Source organism: Peptoniphilus obesi ph1 (assembly GCF_000311865.1).
GTDB classification, from domain to species: domain Bacteria; phylum Bacillota; class Clostridia; order Tissierellales; family Peptoniphilaceae; genus Peptoniphilus_E; species Peptoniphilus_E obesi.
In genome coordinates, this window is record NZ_HE978580.1 from 173,445 (window position 1) to 193,868 (window position 20,424).

A 20,424-nucleotide genomic window follows, 5' to 3' on the forward strand; every position below is an offset into this window, starting at 1 on the left:
TAATATAGGTGATTTTGCATAGTATATATCATTCATTTTCTTTAAAAAGTGATATCGAATTAATTAAAATAGATAGTATCACTAAAATCCACAAGGCCTTGTTCATAGTCGGCATAATATCCATAAGACCTGCCCAATCCTCTTTAACAACACGTCCAGCACCATCAGAATAAAATGCACATACTGTAAGAGCCGTTAGAGATAAACTCAAAAACCTATACCAACTTGCATTTTTATTTTTAAAAGCAAAGATTATATTTAATAAAGCAAATACTATTGCCCCTATTCCAAAAATCAACCACATAAGTCCTCCCTAAAAAAATTAATATTTATTTATTAATGATATCAAGTATCTTCAAAATTTCATAATAATTATTTTTTTATATAATATGTTGCTCTACCTTTTCCATGCCTTTCAATTATATTCTTGTCTAGCAATTTTTTTAATGAATTTTCTACAGATGCCTTACTTATTGTTGGAGTAAGTTCCATTATCTCGCTTTTAGTAAATTTCCCAATTTTTCTATTTACAGCCTGTTCAACTTGTTCAAAAGCAGATAGATTATTATCAAATATATCAACCCTTTCTTCAAAATCTCTATAGGCTGATAGAATAATCCCTAAAATATATTTTACAAAATAATTTATATCTTCTTTATTTTCATGCCATCCATATCCACTTTTTTCAAGAACTTGGTAATAAGTATTCTTTGTTTTTTCTATTTTTTCTTCTATACTAATATATCTTCCTACCACATATCCCAACTTATACAAAAGTAGGGTTGTTAGCAATCTAGACATCCTTCCATTTTCATCATTAAATGGATGAATGCATAAAAAATCGTGAATAAAAGCTGGAATTAGTATAAGAGGATTGATTTCTCCTTTATCAATTTCTCTATTATAAGATTCACAAATAAGTTTAATCGCTTCTTCACTTTCATATGATTTAAGAGGAGTAAATCTTATAATACTTTCTCCATTTTCTAAACTTTCAGTTATAAAATTTTGAGTATTCTTAAATTTTCCTCCGATAGATTTGTCGGAATATTTAAACAAATCTCTGTGAAGCTGCAAAATAATTTCTGTTTTTATTGGTATAAACTCATAAGATTCGTGGATGGTCGATAAAACATCCTGGTAGCCTAGTATTTCTTCTTCATCCCTATTTTTAGGCTCTATCTTTTTTAATACAAGATCTTTAATCCTAGAATTTGTTGTTCTTATGCCTTCAATTTTATTTGATGACTCAGTGCTTTGGATAATTGCAAGCTCAACTAAATTTTCTAAAACTTTTGGTTTTTGACTCAAAAAAAGTTCTTGCCTGCCCTTATATTCACCGATTTTAGAAATATAATTTAATATTTCTCCATCCCATTTCTTGGTATTTAATTCAGAATAATCAAAAGATCTCATCGCCTAAACCTCCTTTTATCACCTAAATTATACTACATTTTAGGCGATATTGAAATATCTTAGGCTAATCTAAAATTAATAGATATTTTTAATATTAATTAATCTACAAATCAAAAAAGAGAAGAATTAAATCTTCTCTCTAAATTTTTTATATTTATTTCCACACCCTATACCAAAAAGCATAGAGCCAATTATCCATGCATACTCAGTTTTTCCTGTTTTATTGACATATATATATTGATAATATTAGTGTAATAAATGCAATTATTGCTAGTATCAACCATAATTTATTTTTAACCATTTAACCTATCCTTTTATTTTTGATTTATTGTTTGCTGTCAATTTTTCTCTGATTTTTTGATTCCCACGAATATTAATTTTCCCGTCTGTGATTTAAGTTTCCATGGTAATTTTGTTTTTAATCCACTTGGAGATAATGAACGGTGTAATATAATGAAATTTTATATCTTCTAAGGTGTTTTAATTTTATAGTTTAGAAGCTGTTTGCCTCAAGTTTGTTCTTTTTTCTTTATACTTTTATTGTGATTGTATATATTTTAACTTGTATATATAAATTTCACTTTAATATTTTAATAATGTACTTGTTGGAATTAATCCACTTTTAATCACAAGTGTGCCATAAACTTCTATTAACCCACACCCATTATAAATCGCATTATTTCAAATATTGTTGGTGAATAAATATTTGTTTGGATTAAGCTATTCCAATCAAGGATGTCCCCTGCATCTGTTACTCCGTCTGGTAACATCAAGCTTCCGTCTTTCAAACTAATAGAAGGTGAAAATTCTAAAACATCATCTCTGTACCTTATGGTGATTTTTCCATTTGGAGCGATCTCACTTATATTTTGACAGATAAATGTGGTTCCAGCACAAGCATTAAAATCTAATAATTCATTGCCCACCTCTTTTAATTCTCCATTTTGAGAAATTTCTAGTTCCTTTAGAGAAACAGATGCGTTCTTGTACTTAGGAATTATTAGGTAACATTCTTCTCCGTTTAAATAAGGCATATCTCCGCCTTCGCTTATTTTCATTGAAACCAGCATACTAGGATCTTCGTAATTTGAAAATATATTTGTCCAAGCATATAGTTTTTCAAGTGTGGCTTTTAGGCTTTCTTCATCGAAGGCAGATCCAAGATGGATTATAAAAGCCTTGTGTTTTTCATCTTTTGGATCTATGCCAAGCTTTCTTGCCATCCTTAAATATTCATCAGAAATTGGATTTCTATCAAAACTGTTTGCTTTTAGTTCTAAAGTTACCGGACAAGAGACCATATTTACAATTGGATATTGAGTAAAAATAAAGTTAGGTCTGCCAACTTCGTCTATATAAATTTGATTCTCTATATCTTTAAAATTGTCCCATAGTTCATTAAGAATCAGGCCAGTATAGTTGCTCGGATTATAGATAAAGGTATTATCGAGCACATCTGCGTGGTAGATGCTAGTAGTCAAATCTTGTTCTTCTCTCAATCCATTTTCAACCATGCTCAAGATATCAGCTTTATCCACGCCAAAATTATTCATAAGTTCATTGTCATCAATATAGTTTCCATCAGGCAGAGAAAAGTTGTATGCAATATAGCTTGGAGGATCATTCTGCTAAATGTCAGAAAATTTAATCATTATGCTCAATACATTGTCGTCTTGGTAGACTGAGAAAGAAGAATATATGCCAATGTCGTCGCCCTCCATTTTTGCTTTTCCAGATTCATAAATCTTTCTTAAATTTTCTTCAATTTCATCAATCTCTTCGTTGGCCTTCTTTGCATCTTTAGATTTCAAAAGTATCTTAGGTAAATGAAGACCATAGTCATCTCTCTTTGCCGATGCCATGTTTTTTTCATCAATGAAATTATTCCAAACTTCCCTGTCTTCAACATAGGAAGACAGGGATCCAATAATTGCCCCCTTAACAGGCTTTAAATTTTTTTGAGTTTTAGAAGCAGTCTTATTAGAATCTTTTTCTGCAGATTTTTTGTCATTAGTATTATTCATATTGCTTGTATTGTTTGTATTTTCATTTACGGCTTGTGACGAATTATTTCCTTTTTTGCATCCAACAAGAAGAACAATCGCCAAGATAAAAATAATAAAATTTTTAAAATTTCTTTTCATAATATCCCTCACATCAATAATTACTCTATTTAACTTAATTGTAATACAGAAAGTAACTTTATACACCTTTAATATAAATGTGCAAATTAATATTATGCAAATAAAATATGTAAATAAAAACGGCCTAGCTAGTATTCTCTAAACCGTTTTTATAGTTATTCTACTCTAGTATTTCCTTTTTTCTTTTTCATCATTTTCACTCCTTATTTTTCATCCGTTTTATTGAAAAGTAGTTATATATAGATTATAGAATCTTTAATCTTCCTAAATCGCCCGAAAGGATAATATTTTTTAAAATTTTTGATATTTTTTAATTTTTAAAATAAAAAAGCACCTACAGTGTAGATGCTTTCATAAAAAATCAAGTTGATATTTTTATTCATATATAAATAGATTGTCTACCGTGGTATCTAGTGCCGCTGCCAATTTAAAAGCAAGTTCAAGGGTCGGATCGTACTTATTATTTTCAATAGCATTAACTGTTTGTCTACTTACCTCACAGATATCAGCCAATTCTTGTTGAAATAATCCCTTTTCTGTTCTAATTTCTTTTATGTGATTCTTCACTTTTGATCACCCATATTTTTTCATGTTAATTGCTTGTGAAATATTAAAAGCGATAGATATTATGCCTATATAAATTATCGGACTCTCTTCAAATCCAATCCCAGAATTTTGCTCAAAGAAAATATTCCAAATTATATTTATAATTAAAAATATTATCCCTACTATTAAGGCTGTTAAACTTGATTTTTTCACAATATATTTTTTTCTCTCATCTCCTTTTTTAACTAAAGTAACTATCATGAATAAAGTACATATTATTGATGCTACAAGAAATATCCATAGAAAAGCCAAAAACAAAATCTGATTTGATTCAAAAAAATTTATACTCTTCATATTAACCTCCTATGTCAAATACTTTTGACATCAGTATATACTTTTTTGAATTACATGTCAAATACTTTTGACATGGTTCGATATGAAAATAAAATTTAATTCATATTATCAAAGATAAAAGATACTTCTAAACCAGGATGCTTATTTTTTATAGTAAAAGTTCCATCGTGTAATTCGGCTATTTGTTTAGATATAAAAATACCCAAACCATGTCTTGTAATATTAGTCAAATCTTCTTCCTTAATTTTTCTTATAATATCTTCAGCTACTCCTTCTCCTTCATCCAATATAGTAATAATTAGGATATTTTCATAATCTGAAATTGTAACTTTAATTTCCCCGTCTGTATAAATTAGTGAGTTTTTTAAAATATTTTCAAGCATCCTATAAAATAAATTTGGGTCCATTTTTATTTTTATATTTTGATTTTTTATATTATTTTCAAAAATAATTTCTCTGTCTGGATTTTCATTTAGCTTATCTACTATAAGTTTTCGGATTACTTTTAATGGGTTTTCTTCACTGAAATTTTCTTTATCTATGTTAGAAAGCGACAAAGTAAGATTTAAACTCTCTAGAATATTTGAAATTTTTAAAACTTGTTCTTGTATATTTTCTGTGTCAAGATCCTCTTTATTGTCTTTACTTAGTTCCCATGAAATTTTTGCAAGTGGTGTTCTAACATCATGGCTCACACCTCTGATCCACTTGCCTTGAGATTCTTTTAAATTATTAAATTTTTCATTTGCCTTATTTATGCTAAAAGCTAGGTCTTTTAATTCTCCATATTCATCTAACTTTTCATAGTCATCTTCATAGAGCTTATCTATTGCTCTTTGAAATGGTAATATGTTTTTAAAGATTTCTTTAATATCAATCTTATAAATTATATAGACAAATAATAAAAACAAATTTAAGAATATTAGAACCAATTCTAAGTTAAAAACAAGGTTTTTGTAATTATAATAATTAAAGGGTAATTTATCCAAAGAATTTTTAGGATATGCAAATAGAAGCAAACCATCCCCTACAATATATGTAAATACAGGATAATCAGCCAAATAAAATCTTGTGAATCTTGCAACATCTGTAATTTCAAATTTATCTTTAAGATTTTTTGGCTTATTAAAACTTTCGATTACTCTTCCATTTTTATCGAGTCTTATCGCCCAAATATCTTTTTCTTTTAAAAATTCTTTGTTTTTTTCATTTAGATAAACCTTACTTTTATTATTTTCTACATAAGAATAAACATCATTAGGTTTTGGATATTCATTATTTAATCTGTAATTTAAGTAGAGAAAAATCATAAGTAAAAATATTAAAAAAAACATTAAAGATAGTATTCTAATAACAATTTTTTTAAACCTTTTTAAAATATAATTAAACATTATTAATCCTCTTTAACAAGTTTATAACCAAGTCCTTTTATGGTGACTAAGATTTTAGGATCTCTTGGATTATCCTCTAGTTTCTCACGCAACCTATATATGTGAGTTATTAGCGTGTTTTCATAGCCATAAGAATCTTTCCAAATATTTTCTAAAATTCTATCAATTGAAACTATCATGTTTATATTTTCAGATAAGTAATCTAAGATTTTAAATTGTGTGGCAGTTAATGCAATTTCTTCTCCATTTTTTTCAAGTATTCCCTTCGATTTATCGAAAATCACATTCCCTAAATTTATCTTTTCTTCCTTTTTAATTTTTTTACTTCTCCTTAAAACTGCATCAATTCTCCAAAGAAGTTCATCTGGAAAGAAAGGTTTGACTAAATAATCATCTGCCTTGTTTTCAAAGCCTTCTCTCCTATCATCTATTCCATCAAGAGCAGATAAAATTATAACGCCCATATTAGAAGTCTGTCTAACTTCCTTTAATAAGTCAAAACCACTTCCATCTGGAAGCATTAAGTCTAAAACTATTAAATCAATTTTAAAGTTTTCTAATTTAAATCTAGATTCCTTCCTGTCTTTCTTTGGAGGACAGACCTTTTTCAATCATATGACTAAGAAGCGCTTTCAAATCATCATAGTAACCGTTCAGATTATAGATAATGCAAGCTGCATCCAGCTGTTTCAAAGACACCTTCGACATTACCTCTGAAATTTCCTCTAATGTTCCAGTGCCACCAGGAAAAGCAATAAAGGCTTCTCCCAACTCAATCATTTTATTTTTACGCTCCGTCATATCCTTGGTCACAATTAACTTAGTTAACCCATCATGTTGAAACTCGTTTTCTATAAAAAATTCTGGTTCAACACCTGTTACTTTACCTCCAGCTTTCAAAACACTATCCGCTATTGCACCCATAAGTCCAGATTTAGAACCGCCATATATTAGTGCATTTCCACTTTTCCCAATCCAGGTTCCAAATTCCTCAACCGCTTCTCGTAAGCACGGATCATTTCCTTCGTTTGAACCAAGATAAACTGTAATATTCATTAAAAATTTCCTCCTACAAATTTCTATTTAATCAACTTTCCAGGTAAACAATTCTACTGTCTATGATCCAACATAATGGTCGAGTTATTAAATTGCTTGTTATCCTTCCTGCTTTCCCGAAAATTACTCCAAAATATCGAAAATCTAATCCAGACTTACTTAGATAAATTACTATCTAGTGAAAAACACAGATACTCAGTATTTATATTTTCTCCATAATTTTTTGGTTAATTAAAATAGTATACGTTCCCTTCTCCATACACATCATCAAAATCTTTATTGTATTTTAAACCTAATGATTCAGCAGTTTTTCTCGAAGGAATGTTTTTATCTAAAGTTAAAGCTACTACTTTGTATTCATTATTTAATTGATTAGTTACAATATCAATTATTTTACTAGCTGCTTCTTTTACAAAACCTTTTCTCATTTTAGAAGGATCTATTCTATAATACAGATTTAAATATTTTTTATCCTTTATTGATGTAAACCTTAAACCACACAAACCAAAAACTCTATTATCAGCTTTATCCACTAAAGAATAATATCCAAATCCTTGCTTTTTATGGTGCTCTATGGTTTTATTTAAAGTATCTAAATATTCTTCCTTGCTTGGCTTTTTCCATCCTGGATTAAAAATATTAGTTTCAGGATTTGCATGAACAGAATATAATTCATCAAAATCATCAAGAGTAGGAACTCTAAGTATTAAACGTTCTGTTTCCATTATTTCCATATTAATTCCCCAGCAAAATCTAATTTATCTTACCATTTACCCAAGTTTATATTTGAGAATATTTTCAATATTTTATTCAAAAATCAATTTTATTATAACAAACCTAAAAATGATTAACCTGTTGATTTTAAATATTTCAGAAACTCTTTACTCCCACTTCTCTGATAAATTGAGTGGTCAGTATAAATAATATTTTCCATTTTCAAAATCCTAGTATGTGAAAATAAATTGATTTATTTCATAATTATTTATTTCTATTTTTTTATATTCATTCCTATTATCATACCTAATAACATCCCAATAGACATTCCAACGGCTAAATTTTCTATACCCAATGCTATTCCTATTGCAGTTCCTATACCCATACCAATGGCCATGCCTTCAGACATATTATTTTCAACTTCTTCATCTTCATTAGATTCATATTCTGATTTTTTCTTAGCACTATGAACAACATAAACAGCAAGTAGGCATATTAAAATTATAGGTAATATTATTCTTAAAATTTCCATATTATATCTCCTCTTAATAAGATATACCTAGTTTAAAAAACAATCAATTCTCTATAATCATAAGCAAATTTACTAATATCATTACCACAACTTATAGACTTATCAAGAGTCATAATTGCAGCAAGCACTCCATAAATCTTTTCTGTAGATTTTTCTTTATCAACTCTATCCTTTTAGCTTGGTCTTTTTGAATAAAAAATTTACTAACATCTAGTCTAAAATATATTAAAGCTACAAAGTGAAATTTATCTTTTTCTTAAGGGTAATCCTATTAAATTTCCAAACAATGCAATAACTGCATATCCAACTACATAAACCCATGCACTTGAGTTATAAAATATAAATATAGATGGGGCAAATATAATTGCTACACTCAAAATATACCAAAAATCAAAGCCATTTCTTCTTCCATAAAAAATAGAAGTAATTAAACATATTAGAGGAATAATTACTAACATAAGAATCATTGCACTTCCTGTGTCTTTTATAAGAAAAGGAATAATATAAAAATCTATCAGCAAGATTAAATAGAAAACCATGTTCTTTTTTAATTTCTCCATAATATCAGAATCCTTTCAACTTCTAATTTATCAAACTAATTTTTTATGTTTTTTTCATTATATAATCTGCCTTAGAGTATGTAAATCACAAAAAAGTAAACCAGAATACTCTATTGATGTATTTTCTTAGTTCTTAAATATTGCTTATATTTTCTAATAATTATTTTTTCTCAAAATTCAAATTTCACCGACATCTAACTTAGTAACTCAATCTTCCGATTCTTCGGTTGAGCTATCCGTAGATAAGTTTCCAAGAATCATCCAATTAACCCGATGCCAAATTTATCAAATCACCTAAAACTCTCAGTATTATTTGAATTTTGTGGCTATTTTTTAACCTTTGATATCAATACTACACTCTCAAAGTGGATTGAGTGGTCATCATGGATAAATTTCCATATTTTTAAAGTCCTTGTATTAGAAAATATATCCACTAAGATTCTGCTATAAAATCTATATATTTTTCTTCTTAGTAACAACCGCTCACATTGATTGCTGTTACTTTATTCGCAACGTACTTTAATTCTTATGCAAAATTACTCTGATCTTAACTTTTTAATCTTTTCCTTTAATTGCTCATTTTCTTTTTTTAGTGATTCATTGATAGCATTATTAAAATCTTTCTCCCAATTTAGTATCTCTAATACCACTTTATATATATTAGGATTATTAATAATGACTATTTCTAGCTTATCTTTAACTCTAGTTAAGGCTTCAAAATAGCAGCTAAATTCATCATATGGATAATTTATGTAATCATCACTTTCTTTATAATTAGATGCTAATTTAGCCGTCTCTTTATCGTAAAAGACATGCTCATCAAATATAACAATGACATTGTTATATTCTTTTCCTATAACATCATGGATGTTTTTTGAATTAAATAAAAAATTTTTTCTTTGCTTCCTTCCTGTAGTTTTTGTACTATATTCCGTTCATTCAATAGGTATAAATTGATCATGATTATACCTATGCTCTATATAATCTGATGCCCCTTCTCTATTATTAAAGTATTTGACTGTTACTTTTTTATAATCAGCTGGTTGACTCTTCCTATCTGTAGGTTGTAATAATTTTCTAATAAACCACGACATCTCATTATTCTGTCTAATTTTATCACCTAAGCAATAATTAGTAATTTTTATATTTTTATTCAGCTTATCTTCTATATTTAATCTTTTCTCAGCAGGATGTAATGTTTGTTTCTTATCAACACTATAAACGACTAGTTCTACATCTAAATTTATTAAAATATTATACTGTTCTTCTCTAATTCTTTGAAATTCATCAAATAAAACAACATCATACTTTCTAAGCTGTGAAAAATTACAACTTATTGACTTTATATCAAAAATATTAAAGTTATGAATTCTACTTAATTCTCCACTATTTTCTAATTTACCACAAAAAACTAGAATTACATTTTTACCTTGTTTTATAAACTGTGCAGCTAAATCAAATAGTACAAGTGACTTTCCAGTACCTGCCCTACCCGATATACTATGATATCTCAATTCTGATTTTAATATTTTGTCGACCACATCTCTTTGTTCTTGATTTAAGTAATAAGAGTTCTTTACAAATTTTTCAGGCTCACTATAAGGTGATATTATTAAATCTTCTGTTTTTATCATTTCAAGCTTATTACATTCAATATAGTCACTTGATATATCTTGAATCAATCTAGAAAATTCCACTTCTGACAACTTATAATCTTCATTTGAACAACCATTAATTGGAACTAACTTATACAACTTTTCATCACTTAAAACATATGTATAATTAATCACATTTTCTGTACAATTTAATAAAATGTGATTTTGTCTTCTTAAAGTATCTTCCAATTTATCCTTGCCACCGTTTGGATATTCAGACTTTAATTCAATATTTAATGTTGTATCTTTGGTAAATCTTAATAAATCAAATTCCTGATTAATAGCTTTACTATTTTTATAACCATAATAAAAAGCTTCTTTTTGTTCGGAATTCAATTTACTGCTTATTTTTTCATATAAAGATTTAAAAGTTTCCAACTCCCTATACTTTATCTGAATATTTGAAATATTTTGGACATCGTCATCTAAAGTTGCGAAGAAATTTTTCATTATATCTTTATTATTATAGATAATAGGATTATTTATAATTTGATATAAAGACTCTAAATTAATACTTCTACTCAATTTTACCACCCTTAATAAAAATTATTTTTATAACAGATTCTCTAATCAACTTTATTAAAAGTATATTCAACAACATTGTATAATCAGCATTTTTACATGCAAATACATATGCCTATAAATCTGCTCAAGCTTGATATAAATTCTATTTTTAGTTCATACTAATAAAAATAGAATTTATATATATTACTCTTATAAACTATTTTATTGCATTTCTTTTTCTTCTAATTCTTTAAGAGTTATCCCATTTTTATTTTTTCAATCAGTTCTTCCATTTGTTTGCATTCCCAAAACAAAAGCTGCTGCATAGGATGGACTGTTAAATAAATAATCTTTTGTTATTTTCCCATCTATTATTTCATTATTTTTCCGATTCCTATCTCTTAGTTCTTTTATTGATTTTGGTATTGCCCTAGAATCAATTTCTTCAATCATACTACCTTTTAATACTACAAAACCTTCATTAGTTCTTTTGCATTTTGCTTCAATTGTTTTATTAGATTTTCTAATTTTTCTTGATAGGTATAGTATTAACTCGTCATCCTCTTTTGAAGTATTAATTTTTTCTTTAGTTTCCACTATAGGAACAAAAATTTTATATCCTAATACACCAAGAACCATTTTAGAATATTCGATAAAATCCTCAAGTTCTGACTCTTTTTCTTCTGTAACATTTCCTGGATTTGGATCATTACCATTTATTATTTTATACCTATCGGTTTCAGTAGCCATGTTAGTAAACTTATTTTCTAAGTATGAAATCTCTGTCGGTCCAAATGAATTATTTTGAGTTGTCAGCATCACAGCCTCAGAAAAATAAAAGTCATCTTTTAAGTGTTCAGATACTCTAAATAATACACCTTCTCCATTTTTTCTAATTCCAGCTTGTCCTATGTAAACTTCATTTTCATCATTATCATTTTTACCAAACAAAAAATATACTCCACTTTGTTTTAAATCTTGTCTATCTTTACATTTATCAAGATATAATCTTGGAATTTTAAAGGCTAATCCTGTCCAATTTGATAAAGTACATTTTATTCTTCCGGTTACTTCTCCATCTAATAAAAAAAGATTAAAATTTTTGCTATTTTTCATAATGAAGCTCCTTATATATTTTTTTGCCATTAATATAGCTATCTAAACAGTCGAAGCTTTAGAGCAAACTCCATATTCTTTTACCTTTCTTATTGTGTGCAAATTCTACATTAGCCATACTTCTATTTCTCTATTTTGTTTATCAAGAATAAGCATACTTATTCTTGATTTCTTAATAAACTGTATAGATAGTTTTTTCTATCTTATAAAATTATCATATATTGGAATATATTCATAAAAATATTGGTTCTATATATCTATCTCCGCGTGTAGATCATTTCCTAGAGCAATATATCTAGTATTAAACTTTCCACTTAATAGCTTTGCTGGTGATATAGGGCAATCCCTATCAGCATTTGAATCACTTTCTGCTAATTTTTTTATTCTAAGATTTTCCACTATAAATAGAGCCGCCAATGAATATAATACATTTTCTAAATTTGCTAATTTATAATAATTTGATTTATCATGTTTTATTTTATTATAGCTAAACCACCATTTTAAATGAGTTTTGGAATCTATTTTTTTATATTCATTTAATTCACATAAAAATAATTTCAATTTGTTAAAAGGTTTTACTTTTACATCAGAAAGAAATATGCTAATTTCTTTATCAAAATGATCTTCCTTTCTGAAGATTATTTTTTTGATATAAGTATTAATGTTTGTATTATTATTCGTTTCCCCAGACCATTCTATAAATACAGATTCAAGTTCTGAACATATACTAATTAGAAGCTCTTCATAAACATTAGAAAATGTTTTAAGATTTTCATGTGAAAAAGTAACATAATGTTCAGTTTCTATGACTCTACTTTCTAAATATAAGTACTTTTTCCAATATTTATTTTGATAATCCATCCAATTCAATACAAACACCTCTTTTATAAACTTATAAAGATTTTTTCAACATGTAGAATTCCATTTAACTTATAAGTAATATATTCTTGTTTGTTAGAATATACAAATTTACATGATCATAAGTGGATTACTTCATCTGAATTAGGATCAATCTATTTTATATAGATTCTTTGACAACTATAGTAATTGATTTGAAAATATTTGATAATACTACATCACACGAAATTGTACTGTACTCTAAAAATAAATGATGATTGAAATTAAATCTATTAATTGCTATCAATAATTTTTTTTACACTTCTATCGAAGTCAGATACTATTTTCTGTGTTTTATTAAATGCTTCATACTCTACTGATGCTTTTTCCTTAGCTAACTTCATTGAAATTTTTCCGTGTCCCTCTAGAACTCTGTATTCTCTAAATTCTAAAAATTTATCAATACTGTTTGCAAAATCTTCCATTGTAAAAGTGTTCCTCCTCTCAATCAAATCTTCGATATAATCAAAGTATCCTGATACGTTTCTTTCTAATTGTTTTATTTCATCCTCAGCTAAATAATTTTTTGCTACATATGTATCAGATTTTAGGATCCTTCCATTTGGAGAGTTTTTCCATGTTACAAGTCCCATATTTTCTTTATTTCTATCTGCTTTTGAGTTTATGATTTCAGCAGCAGTCTGACCTGTTATAGCATAGTGAAATTTATTTTGAACATCTGCATAAAATAATTTTGTAATTTGCGAATCTTTATCGTAGTCAATAGATATTTCTGCAAATATATCTGTAATTTTTTGCCATATTCTTCTTTCGCTAGCTCTTATAGAACGAACTCTTTCAAGTAATTCTTGAAAATAATCTTCTCCAAAAATATTTTTACCTTGTTTTAATCTTTCATCATCCAAAGCAAAACCTTTTATCATATATTCTTTTAAGATTTTTGTTGCCCATATTCTAAATTTAGTCGCTTTTTTTGAGTTTATCCTATATCCTAAAGCTATGATAGCGTCTAGATTATAAAAATTTAATTGTCTTGATACCTCTCTATTTCCTTCTTTTTGAACTCTTGCAATTTTTGCAAGAGTTGCTTCCTCACTGAGTTCTTCTTCATAAAAAATATTTGATAAGTGTTTCGAAACAACTGATAAGTCTGCATCGAACAAATTTGCCATCTGCTTTTGAGTCATCCATATACTATCATCCATAACCAGAACATCTACTATAACTTTATTATCCTCAGACTCATATATCAAAAATTTTTTACTGTCATGCATATCCAATCTTATCTCCTTATAATTCTTTAATAAAACAATTACATTCACACACTTCTTAAAATTACTATTTCATTAACAATAATTATCTTATACTAATATCACCTTTTAATAAGATTTTAAAATTTCAAATGTTAAGATCTAACTTTTCATCATCTTGACATCAATACTACAGTCTCAACATGCGTTGTCTTTTGATTGGGAACATAATTTTTTATCCTCGTCATTCTTGTAGGAACACAATTTATTAATGTCATTGTCCTTGGCATTTTTTTTTATCTTTGAAATCATTAGAATTTTGACTATCTTTAATTCCTGTTTTGAAATAGAATGTTAAGTCATATGGATGAACTGTTCCACCTTTGTCAATTCTACCAACCACAACTTTATCAACTATGCTTTCAAATACTGTTCTGTTAAATTCCTCTATAATTTCTCTATTCTCTAACACCTTTTTAAATTGCTTTAATCTTTCTTTAATAGAGTCTTCATCTTTTATTGTTAGTTCCAGTGTTTTCTTTTCATCAAGTAATTCTTCTTTTTGTTTTGTCAGTTTTTTATACTTTTTAGCATAAACTTCTTCGTCTATACTATCTTCTAAATGAAGATCGACTAACTTTCTTTCTTGACTAATGATTCTATTTAATTGGTTTTCTATCTTTTTCAGATCCTTGACTAAAGTATTATCATTTATTTCTTCTTCTACAATTTTTAAAAAGTCATCTATATACTGTTGAATCTGCATGGCATAATTGCCTATAGCTTTCAACAAATGCTTTTTCTATTGCTGCTTCTTGTATCCCTTTTGAATGAGGGCAATATTTTTTACCTTTTTTAGTTGACCTTACACATTGCCAGTTAATTTTTTTATAAATTGAACTAGTGTGCCATGTTCTTCTTGACAGTATTTCGCCACAAAATCCACATTCAAGCATACTTGAAAAAGCGTATTGTCTTGATAGTTTTTCTCTTTTTCTATCTTTGTTAGCAATAGTGTTTCTGTTTTGTGCTCTCCTGAGTCTAATCTCCTGTGCCTTTTCAAAATCTTCTCTTGATATAATTGGCTCGTGATGATTTTCAATGTGATATTTATCAGATTCACCAAAGTTTGCTAGTCTTCTTTTTGTTATGGGATCAACTGTGAATGTTTTTCCCATTAGTATATCTCCAATATACTTTTCATTTTTAATTATTCCTAACACTGTAGTATCAGACCATTTTGTTTTACCTCTAGGGGTGAGATATCCTTGTTCTTCTAATTCCCTACCAATGGCTGAACCACCATTGCCCTCTAAATATCTTTTAAAGATATATCTAACAATTTTAGCTTCTTCTTCATTTATGGAGATACTTTTTGTTGTAGGGTCATAGTAGTAGCCAAGGCAACCTTGAAAACCAATAAGTTCCCCTTTTTTCATTTTCATTTTAAGTCCTTTTTTCACATGGGCTGAGGTATTTTCTACTTCTTGTTGAGTTACTGAACTTAATATTGTTAATAGTAACTCTCCATCCATTGTCAAAGTATCTATATTTTCTTCTTCAAATACTACACCAACATTGTTTTCCTTTAATAGTCTTACATATTTCAAAGTATCTAATGTATTTCTTGCAAATCTTGATATAGATTTAGTAATTATCATGTCTATATCTCCATTTTGGCAATCACTTATTAGCCTCATGAAATCTACTCTTTTAGTAGCAGTTGTTCCTGTTGTTGCTTCATCTGCGTATATACCAGCCAAAGTCCAGTTCTTATTATTTTTTATTAGATTTGTGTAATAATCAACTTGCGATTTATATGATTCAAGTTGGTCTTTACTATCAATGCTAACTCGACAATATGCTGCAACTCGTTTTAAATCTAAATGTAGTGCATTTCTATTTCTAGCTCCTGTATTTGAAGCTTTTATTACTTTTACTTTAGTATTCATTTTACCTCCTTCCCATTTTGTATCTTTCTACAGCGTTATTGTATCACAAGATTAACTACTTTCTATCCATCTTCTTATAATCATTTTCTATTCTATTTTTTATTTTTATATATTCCTTATCATTAATTAATTTAAGATCATAAAGCCTACATAACATAGCAACTCTCATACTATAAATCTTTATTGCTTGCATTTTAACCTCCTATATAAGTTAATTTTTTACCTTGATAAGTGAATTAAATTTGAAATATGCTAATCTCACATAATCAATTTCAAGAATATTCACACTTCAAAGTATTTTAATTTTTATAGAAAGATGATAAAATACCCCTCACTTTATAAAGTGAAATTTGCCCTCTTTGGTAAGCAGAATTTTTATTTTTTATAGTATTTTGAGTTTTATTGATTAATTTGAATATAAAAAATGAGGACTTATGCTATTAGGCATAAATCCTCTAATCTAAATTTTACTGTTTAAAGACTTTAATATTTCTTCCTATCAATTATTTAATTTCCAAGATTCAGTCTTAGATTTTATATTAATTAGATCTGAATATAGTCCATTATTTTTAATCAGTTCTTCATGATTTCCACGTTCTACTATTTCCCCATCTTTTAAAACTAAAATTTGATCTGCATTTCTTATGGTTTTTAGTCTGTGGGCAATCATAATTACTGTTTTGTTTTTTGTTAATGATTCAATTGCTTCTTTAAGTTTATCTTCATTTTCTGGGTCTATATTTGCTGTTGCTTCATCAAATATAATTATGTCTGCATCTTTTAGCATAGCTCTTGCAATAGAAATTCTTTGTTTTTCTCCACCAGATAGGCTTGCTCCACCTTCCCCAATGATAGTGTCATATCCTTCTGGTAAAGCTTCTATAAATTCATGACATCTTGCTTTTTTTGCAGCTTCTACAACTTCTTCATGGCTTGCATTTTGTTTTCCAAATTTTATATTATTTTCAATTGTATCTTCAAATAGATATACATCTTGAAATACCATGGAAATAGAATTCATAAGATTTTCTATCTTATAGTCTTTTATATTTTTTCCACCAATTAAAATCTCTCCAGAATTTACATCCCAAAATCTCGCTATGAGATTACAAAATGTTGTCTTACCAGATCCAGATGGTCCTACAATGGCAGTCATAGTATTTTCTTTTATCTCTGCTGATACATTTTTTAAAATTGGTCTGTCATCATAAGAAAAAGAAATATTTTTAAAGACTATATCATGATTTTTTATAGGCTCTGTAATACTTCCTTCTCTCATATCAGGCATAGAGTCGATAAAACCTACAGAATCTATGGCATTTTCGCAAGCTCTTAGGATTGCCATGTTTGATCCTGCCCCGATTAAGCCTTCAAAGATAATAAAGGATGCCATAATCATAAGAATTGTTTCAGCAAGTGGAAGTTCACCAGATAAATTTAATTTTAATGATACATAGACCATAAATACTGTTGTTATTCCCATTACAATTCTTTGAATAACTGTGTAGGGTGCTACAGATTTCTCCAGGTCTAAGAGTATTTTGGATGTATCTTTTATAGACTTTCTCAAAGCCCTGTTATTTTCTCCACCAAGATTATAAGATTTTATAACCTGCATTCCTTGTAAAGTTGCTAATACTTCTTTTGTAAGTCTTGTCTGCGTTTCTGTCATTTTGTCTGCATTAGCTGATGATTTTTTCTCCATCATTGATGTAACGATGAAAAATACTACCACACCTGCTACTGCAACAAACCCTACCTTTACATTAAATATTAAAGTTCCAAGGACAAAGACTAAAGTATTTAAAACTCCACCAAGTACAAGAACCAGTAGCATAGGCACCCATTGCTCTGCTTGGGAAAGATTAGATGTGGCAATACTTGTAAGTCTTCCCAGTGAAAAGTCTGAAAAGAAACCCATGGGAACTCTTTTTATCTTCTCACCTATTTCTATTCTCTTATGGGCAGCCATAAAATATCCTGCGTGTGTTTGTGCCATTTGTGATGATTTTTGTGTCATTATCTTTCCGACAAGGGATATAACTAATATTCCAAGACAAATAAAGATAGCCTTATAGTCTAAAGTTTTAGAGAGTATATTTACCAACATATAGTAAATTGCACCAAATTGTAGAGCATTAAAGACTGCATGAAAGAATCCAGCCAGAATAGATTTTTTAATATTTGCTTGTTCTTCCTTAGAAAAATTCCATATCTTTTTAAACACCTTAAGCATTTTCATCACCCCTTACATTGGCATCAACCATTTCCTTATAAAGCTCTGATGACTTTAATAGTTCTTTATGATTTCCATAAGAATCCAATTTACCATCTTTAATAACAAATATCCTATCTGCATCAACAATTGTCTTTAACCTATGAGCAATTATGATTAAAGTTTTACCCTTAACTAGATTTGCCAAGGCGTTTTGTATGAGAGCTTCATTTTCAGGATCTATATAAGAAGTTGCTTCATCTAAAATTACGATTGGTGCATTCTTTAGCATTGCACGAGCAATAGATATTCTTTGTCTTTCTCCTCCAGATAGATGACCTCCACCTTCGCCAACTCTTGTATCATAACCGTTAGATAGATTCATAATAAAATCATGGCAGGCAGATTTTTTACATACATCTATAATTTCTTCGTCAGAGGCATTCTTATTTCCAAGCCTAATATTTTCCTTTATAGTCATATCAAAGAGGAAATTGTCTTGGGATACAAAAGAAATAAGTGAAGACAAGTTTTCGAGCGACACATCTTTTGTTTCTACTCCACCAATTTTAATAGATCCCTTATCTACATTCCAAAATCCAGCAATAAGTTTTGCTATTGTAGACTTGCCTGATCCAGAAGGACCAACGAGGGCTGAAACAGAAGATTCTTTTATTTCCATAGAAAGATTATCTATAACCTTATTTTTTCCATCGTAAGAAAAGTCGACGTCTTGAAGTTCTATATTATAGGATTCTATTTTTTCTCCCTTGTCGATATTTTCTAACTCTCTTGAATCTAAAATCTTTCCTATTTCAGAAGTTATAGTTGATATTCTTGACATATCATCCATATAGTTCATGATTTTTAAAATGCTAGAAACTGTAGCAAAGGATAAGACGATTAAGGTAATTAAATTTCCTAAATCAATACTTCCATTTATATAAAATAAAATCCCAAAGGGTATGATGGTAATAATTCCCATAGGAGAAAGTAATCTACCTATGGCAACCCTATTCATAGATTCACCCATCCATTTATAATAAAAACTTGCATTGTCATAAACGCTATCCGCATATTTTTTATAAGATGATTCGCTTTGATTAAATGTCTTGATTACTTCAATACCGTTTATATACTCAACAATAGAATTATTCATATGTTGACCAATGGCAACTGACTTTCCAAACATTCCCTTATAATGAGCATTCATAACAGACATCATGGTAGCCATTCCTACCACAAATGGAATTAGTGATAGCAAGGTCAATCGCCAATCTAGTGTAAACATGTAAATAAACAATAGAATAGGTCCTACTAAATTTGCCGTAAATTCCGGCACTAAGTGGGCAAGTGAAGTTTCCATAGAATCAACTTGCTCAACTATAATATTTTTTAATTCTCCAGATGATCTTGATAATACATCTCCCAATGGCATCTTAAATAATTTTTTGGAAATATCATTTCTGATTTCTCCTAATGAGTTAAAAGTTGCGGTATGGGAAATACTTGTTGATATTCCAGCTGCCACTTCTTTAATAACAAATGTTATTAAAATACTTATGCAAAGTGGAGTGTATAAATTCATGTCGCTTACGCCATTAATCAAATTTACAATGATTTTTGCCATGTATATATATGAAAAAAGCCCAGCCACTACTCCAATTATTGCCAATAAGATTGACATAAAATATGAGCCTTTTCTTTTATTTACATATTCTTTTACTAAATTCACTTCAAAACCTCCTTTTGGTAGTATTTTTTAACTATCTACTTTATTTTTTTGCTTGAGATGACATTCTATTAAGTTCTCCGATCATCATTCCTATTCCAGTTAAAATCATAATTAAATCTACAAGAGGTTCAGCAAACCATACTGCCTTAACCCCAAATATCATCGGTAGAATAATCATGGCAGGGAGGAATAAAAATAATTGTCTTAGCATGACGATTATGCCTGCCTTTTTAGCATTTCCTATTGCTTGGAAGAATGTTATAGTCATTACCATTACTCCATATAGGATAAAGATAGAATAAAATAGTCTAAAGTTCCCTATTCCCTGAGTTATAATACTTTCTTCTACTCCAAATAAGGAAAGTATATTCTTTGAAAATGCTAATGCTGGTATCCAAAATATTGATGCAAGAACTAATCCTCCGA

Annotated in this window: 18 protein-coding genes and 3 pseudogenes; all 21 read right to left on the reverse strand. The window is 28.4% G+C overall.

Annotation, left to right across the window (positions count from 1 at the left end):
- Positions 1-28: 28 nt before the first annotated feature.
- Positions 29-304, reverse strand: a complete 276-nt coding sequence (locus tag HGPB_RS00695; protein WP_019131764.1) for a hypothetical protein — start codon at positions 302-304, stop codon at positions 29-31.
- A 68-nt stretch (positions 305-372) separates the two neighbouring features.
- Positions 373-1,416, reverse strand: coding sequence for a Fic family protein (locus HGPB_RS00700; RefSeq protein WP_019131765.1), 1,044 nt, complete (start codon positions 1,414-1,416; stop codon positions 373-375).
- 650 nt (positions 1,417-2,066) lie between these two features.
- Complete coding sequence (locus HGPB_RS08920; RefSeq protein WP_019131766.1) at positions 2,067-2,969, reverse strand: hypothetical protein; 903 nt, start codon at positions 2,967-2,969, stop codon at positions 2,067-2,069.
- Between the two features lie 75 nt (positions 2,970-3,044).
- Positions 3,045-3,560 carry a hypothetical protein gene (locus HGPB_RS08925; protein ID WP_019131767.1) on the reverse strand — a complete coding sequence of 172 codons (516 nt, stop codon included), beginning with the start codon at positions 3,558-3,560 and terminating at the stop codon, positions 3,045-3,047.
- A gap of 375 nt (positions 3,561-3,935) precedes the next feature.
- Positions 3,936-4,127, reverse strand: coding sequence for a helix-turn-helix transcriptional regulator (locus HGPB_RS00710; protein ID WP_019131768.1), 192 nt, complete (start codon positions 4,125-4,127; stop codon positions 3,936-3,938).
- Positions 4,128-4,133: 6 nt separating this feature from the next.
- Positions 4,134-4,460, reverse strand: a complete 327-nt coding sequence (locus HGPB_RS00715; RefSeq protein ID WP_019131769.1) for a hypothetical protein — start codon at positions 4,458-4,460, stop codon at positions 4,134-4,136.
- 95 nt (positions 4,461-4,555) lie between these two features.
- Positions 4,556-5,851 (reverse strand): sensor histidine kinase, encoded by a 1,296-nt coding sequence (locus tag HGPB_RS00720; protein WP_019131770.1) that lies wholly within the window; start codon positions 5,849-5,851, stop codon positions 4,556-4,558.
- A gap of 2 nt (positions 5,852-5,853) precedes the next feature.
- Positions 5,854-6,438 (reverse strand): annotated as a pseudogene (locus tag HGPB_RS00725) (response regulator transcription factor); the annotation flags it as partial.
- Entirely contained in the window at positions 6,419-6,907 is a 489-nt protein-coding gene (locus tag HGPB_RS00730) for an LOG family protein (RefSeq protein WP_019131772.1), read from the reverse strand. The gene HGPB_RS00730 and the pseudogene HGPB_RS00725, both read right to left, overlap by 20 nt.
- 227 nt (positions 6,908-7,134) lie before the next feature.
- Positions 7,135-7,641, reverse strand: a complete 507-nt coding sequence (locus HGPB_RS00735) for a GNAT family N-acetyltransferase (protein ID WP_019131773.1) — start codon at positions 7,639-7,641, stop codon at positions 7,135-7,137.
- Positions 7,642-7,895: 254 nt separating this feature from the next.
- On the reverse strand, positions 7,896-8,153 hold the full coding sequence (locus HGPB_RS00740; RefSeq protein ID WP_019131774.1) for a glycine zipper domain-containing protein: 258 nt from the start codon (positions 8,151-8,153) through the stop codon (positions 7,896-7,898).
- Positions 8,154-8,398: 245 nt separating this feature from the next.
- Positions 8,399-8,713 (reverse strand): hypothetical protein, encoded by a 315-nt coding sequence (locus HGPB_RS00745; protein WP_019131775.1) that lies wholly within the window; start codon positions 8,711-8,713, stop codon positions 8,399-8,401.
- Positions 8,714-9,648: 935 nt separating this feature from the next.
- Positions 9,649-10,893 (reverse strand): DNA/RNA helicase domain-containing protein, encoded by a 1,245-nt coding sequence (locus tag HGPB_RS00750; protein ID WP_019131776.1) that lies wholly within the window; start codon positions 10,891-10,893, stop codon positions 9,649-9,651.
- A gap of 255 nt (positions 10,894-11,148) precedes the next feature.
- Complete coding sequence (locus tag HGPB_RS00755; protein WP_019131777.1) at positions 11,149-11,988, reverse strand: GIY-YIG nuclease family protein; 840 nt, start codon at positions 11,986-11,988, stop codon at positions 11,149-11,151.
- A gap of 249 nt (positions 11,989-12,237) precedes the next feature.
- Positions 12,238-12,858, reverse strand: a complete 621-nt coding sequence (locus tag HGPB_RS00760; RefSeq protein ID WP_019131778.1) for a hypothetical protein — start codon at positions 12,856-12,858, stop codon at positions 12,238-12,240.
- 260 nt (positions 12,859-13,118) lie between these two features.
- On the reverse strand, positions 13,119-14,120 hold the full coding sequence (locus tag HGPB_RS00765) for a virulence RhuM family protein (protein ID WP_036738099.1): 1,002 nt from the start codon (positions 14,118-14,120) through the stop codon (positions 13,119-13,121).
- Positions 14,121-14,294: 174 nt separating this feature from the next.
- Positions 14,295-16,048: pseudogene (locus HGPB_RS00770) on the reverse strand (recombinase family protein).
- A gap of 55 nt (positions 16,049-16,103) precedes the next feature.
- On the reverse strand, positions 16,104-16,241 hold the full coding sequence (locus HGPB_RS08815; protein ID WP_019131780.1) for a hypothetical protein: 138 nt from the start codon (positions 16,239-16,241) through the stop codon (positions 16,104-16,106).
- A 306-nt stretch (positions 16,242-16,547) separates the two neighbouring features.
- Positions 16,548-18,284 carry an ABC transporter ATP-binding protein gene (locus HGPB_RS00775; RefSeq protein WP_019131781.1) on the reverse strand — a complete coding sequence of 579 codons (1,737 nt, stop codon included), beginning with the start codon at positions 18,282-18,284 and terminating at the stop codon, positions 16,548-16,550.
- Entirely contained in the window at positions 18,277-19,998 is a 1,722-nt protein-coding gene (locus HGPB_RS00780; protein WP_019131782.1) for an ABC transporter ATP-binding protein, read from the reverse strand. The genes HGPB_RS00775 and HGPB_RS00780 overlap by 8 nt, the downstream gene beginning before the upstream one ends.
- Before the next feature lie 40 nt (positions 19,999-20,038).
- Positions 20,039-20,424, reverse strand: a pseudogene (locus tag HGPB_RS00785) (MATE family efflux transporter); the annotation flags it as partial.

What these genes read in the sequence shown, in the direction of transcription:
- HGPB_RS08925 (WP_019131767.1), bottom strand. Translation starts at nt 3,560, where the DNA reads ATGAAAAGAAATTTTAAAAATTTTATTATTTTTATCTTGGCGATTGTT.
- HGPB_RS08920 (WP_019131766.1), bottom strand. Translation starts at nt 2,969, where the DNA reads ATGAATAATTTTGGCGTGGATAAAGCTGATATCTTGAGCATGGTTGAA.
- HGPB_RS00735 (WP_019131773.1), bottom strand. Translation starts at nt 7,641, where the DNA reads ATGGAAATAATGGAAACAGAACGTTTAATACTTAGAGTTCCTACTCTT.
- HGPB_RS08815 (WP_019131780.1), bottom strand. Translation starts at nt 16,241, where the DNA reads ATGCAAGCAATAAAGATTTATAGTATGAGAGTTGCTATGTTATGTAGG.
- HGPB_RS00765 (WP_036738099.1), bottom strand. Translation starts at nt 14,120, where the DNA reads ATGCATGACAGTAAAAAATTTTTGATATATGAGTCTGAGGATAATAAA.
- HGPB_RS00720 (WP_019131770.1), bottom strand. Translation starts at nt 5,851, where the DNA reads ATGTTTAATTATATTTTAAAAAGGTTTAAAAAAATTGTTATTAGAATA.
- HGPB_RS00755 (WP_019131777.1), bottom strand. Translation starts at nt 11,988, where the DNA reads ATGAAAAATAGCAAAAATTTTAATCTTTTTTTATTAGATGGAGAAGTA.
- HGPB_RS00715 (WP_019131769.1), bottom strand. Translation starts at nt 4,460, where the DNA reads ATGAAGAGTATAAATTTTTTTGAATCAAATCAGATTTTGTTTTTGGCT.
- HGPB_RS00775 (WP_019131781.1), bottom strand. Translation starts at nt 18,284, where the DNA reads ATGCTTAAGGTGTTTAAAAAGATATGGAATTTTTCTAAGGAAGAACAA.
- HGPB_RS00695 (WP_019131764.1), bottom strand. Translation starts at nt 304, where the DNA reads ATGTGGTTGATTTTTGGAATAGGGGCAATAGTATTTGCTTTATTAAAT.
- HGPB_RS00700 (WP_019131765.1), bottom strand. Translation starts at nt 1,416, where the DNA reads ATGAGATCTTTTGATTATTCTGAATTAAATACCAAGAAATGGGATGGA.
- HGPB_RS00740 (WP_019131774.1), bottom strand. Translation starts at nt 8,153, where the DNA reads ATGGAAATTTTAAGAATAATATTACCTATAATTTTAATATGCCTACTT.
- HGPB_RS00745 (WP_019131775.1), bottom strand. Translation starts at nt 8,713, where the DNA reads ATGGAGAAATTAAAAAAGAACATGGTTTTCTATTTAATCTTGCTGATA.
- HGPB_RS00730 (WP_019131772.1), bottom strand. Translation starts at nt 6,907, where the DNA reads ATGAATATTACAGTTTATCTTGGTTCAAACGAAGGAAATGATCCGTGC.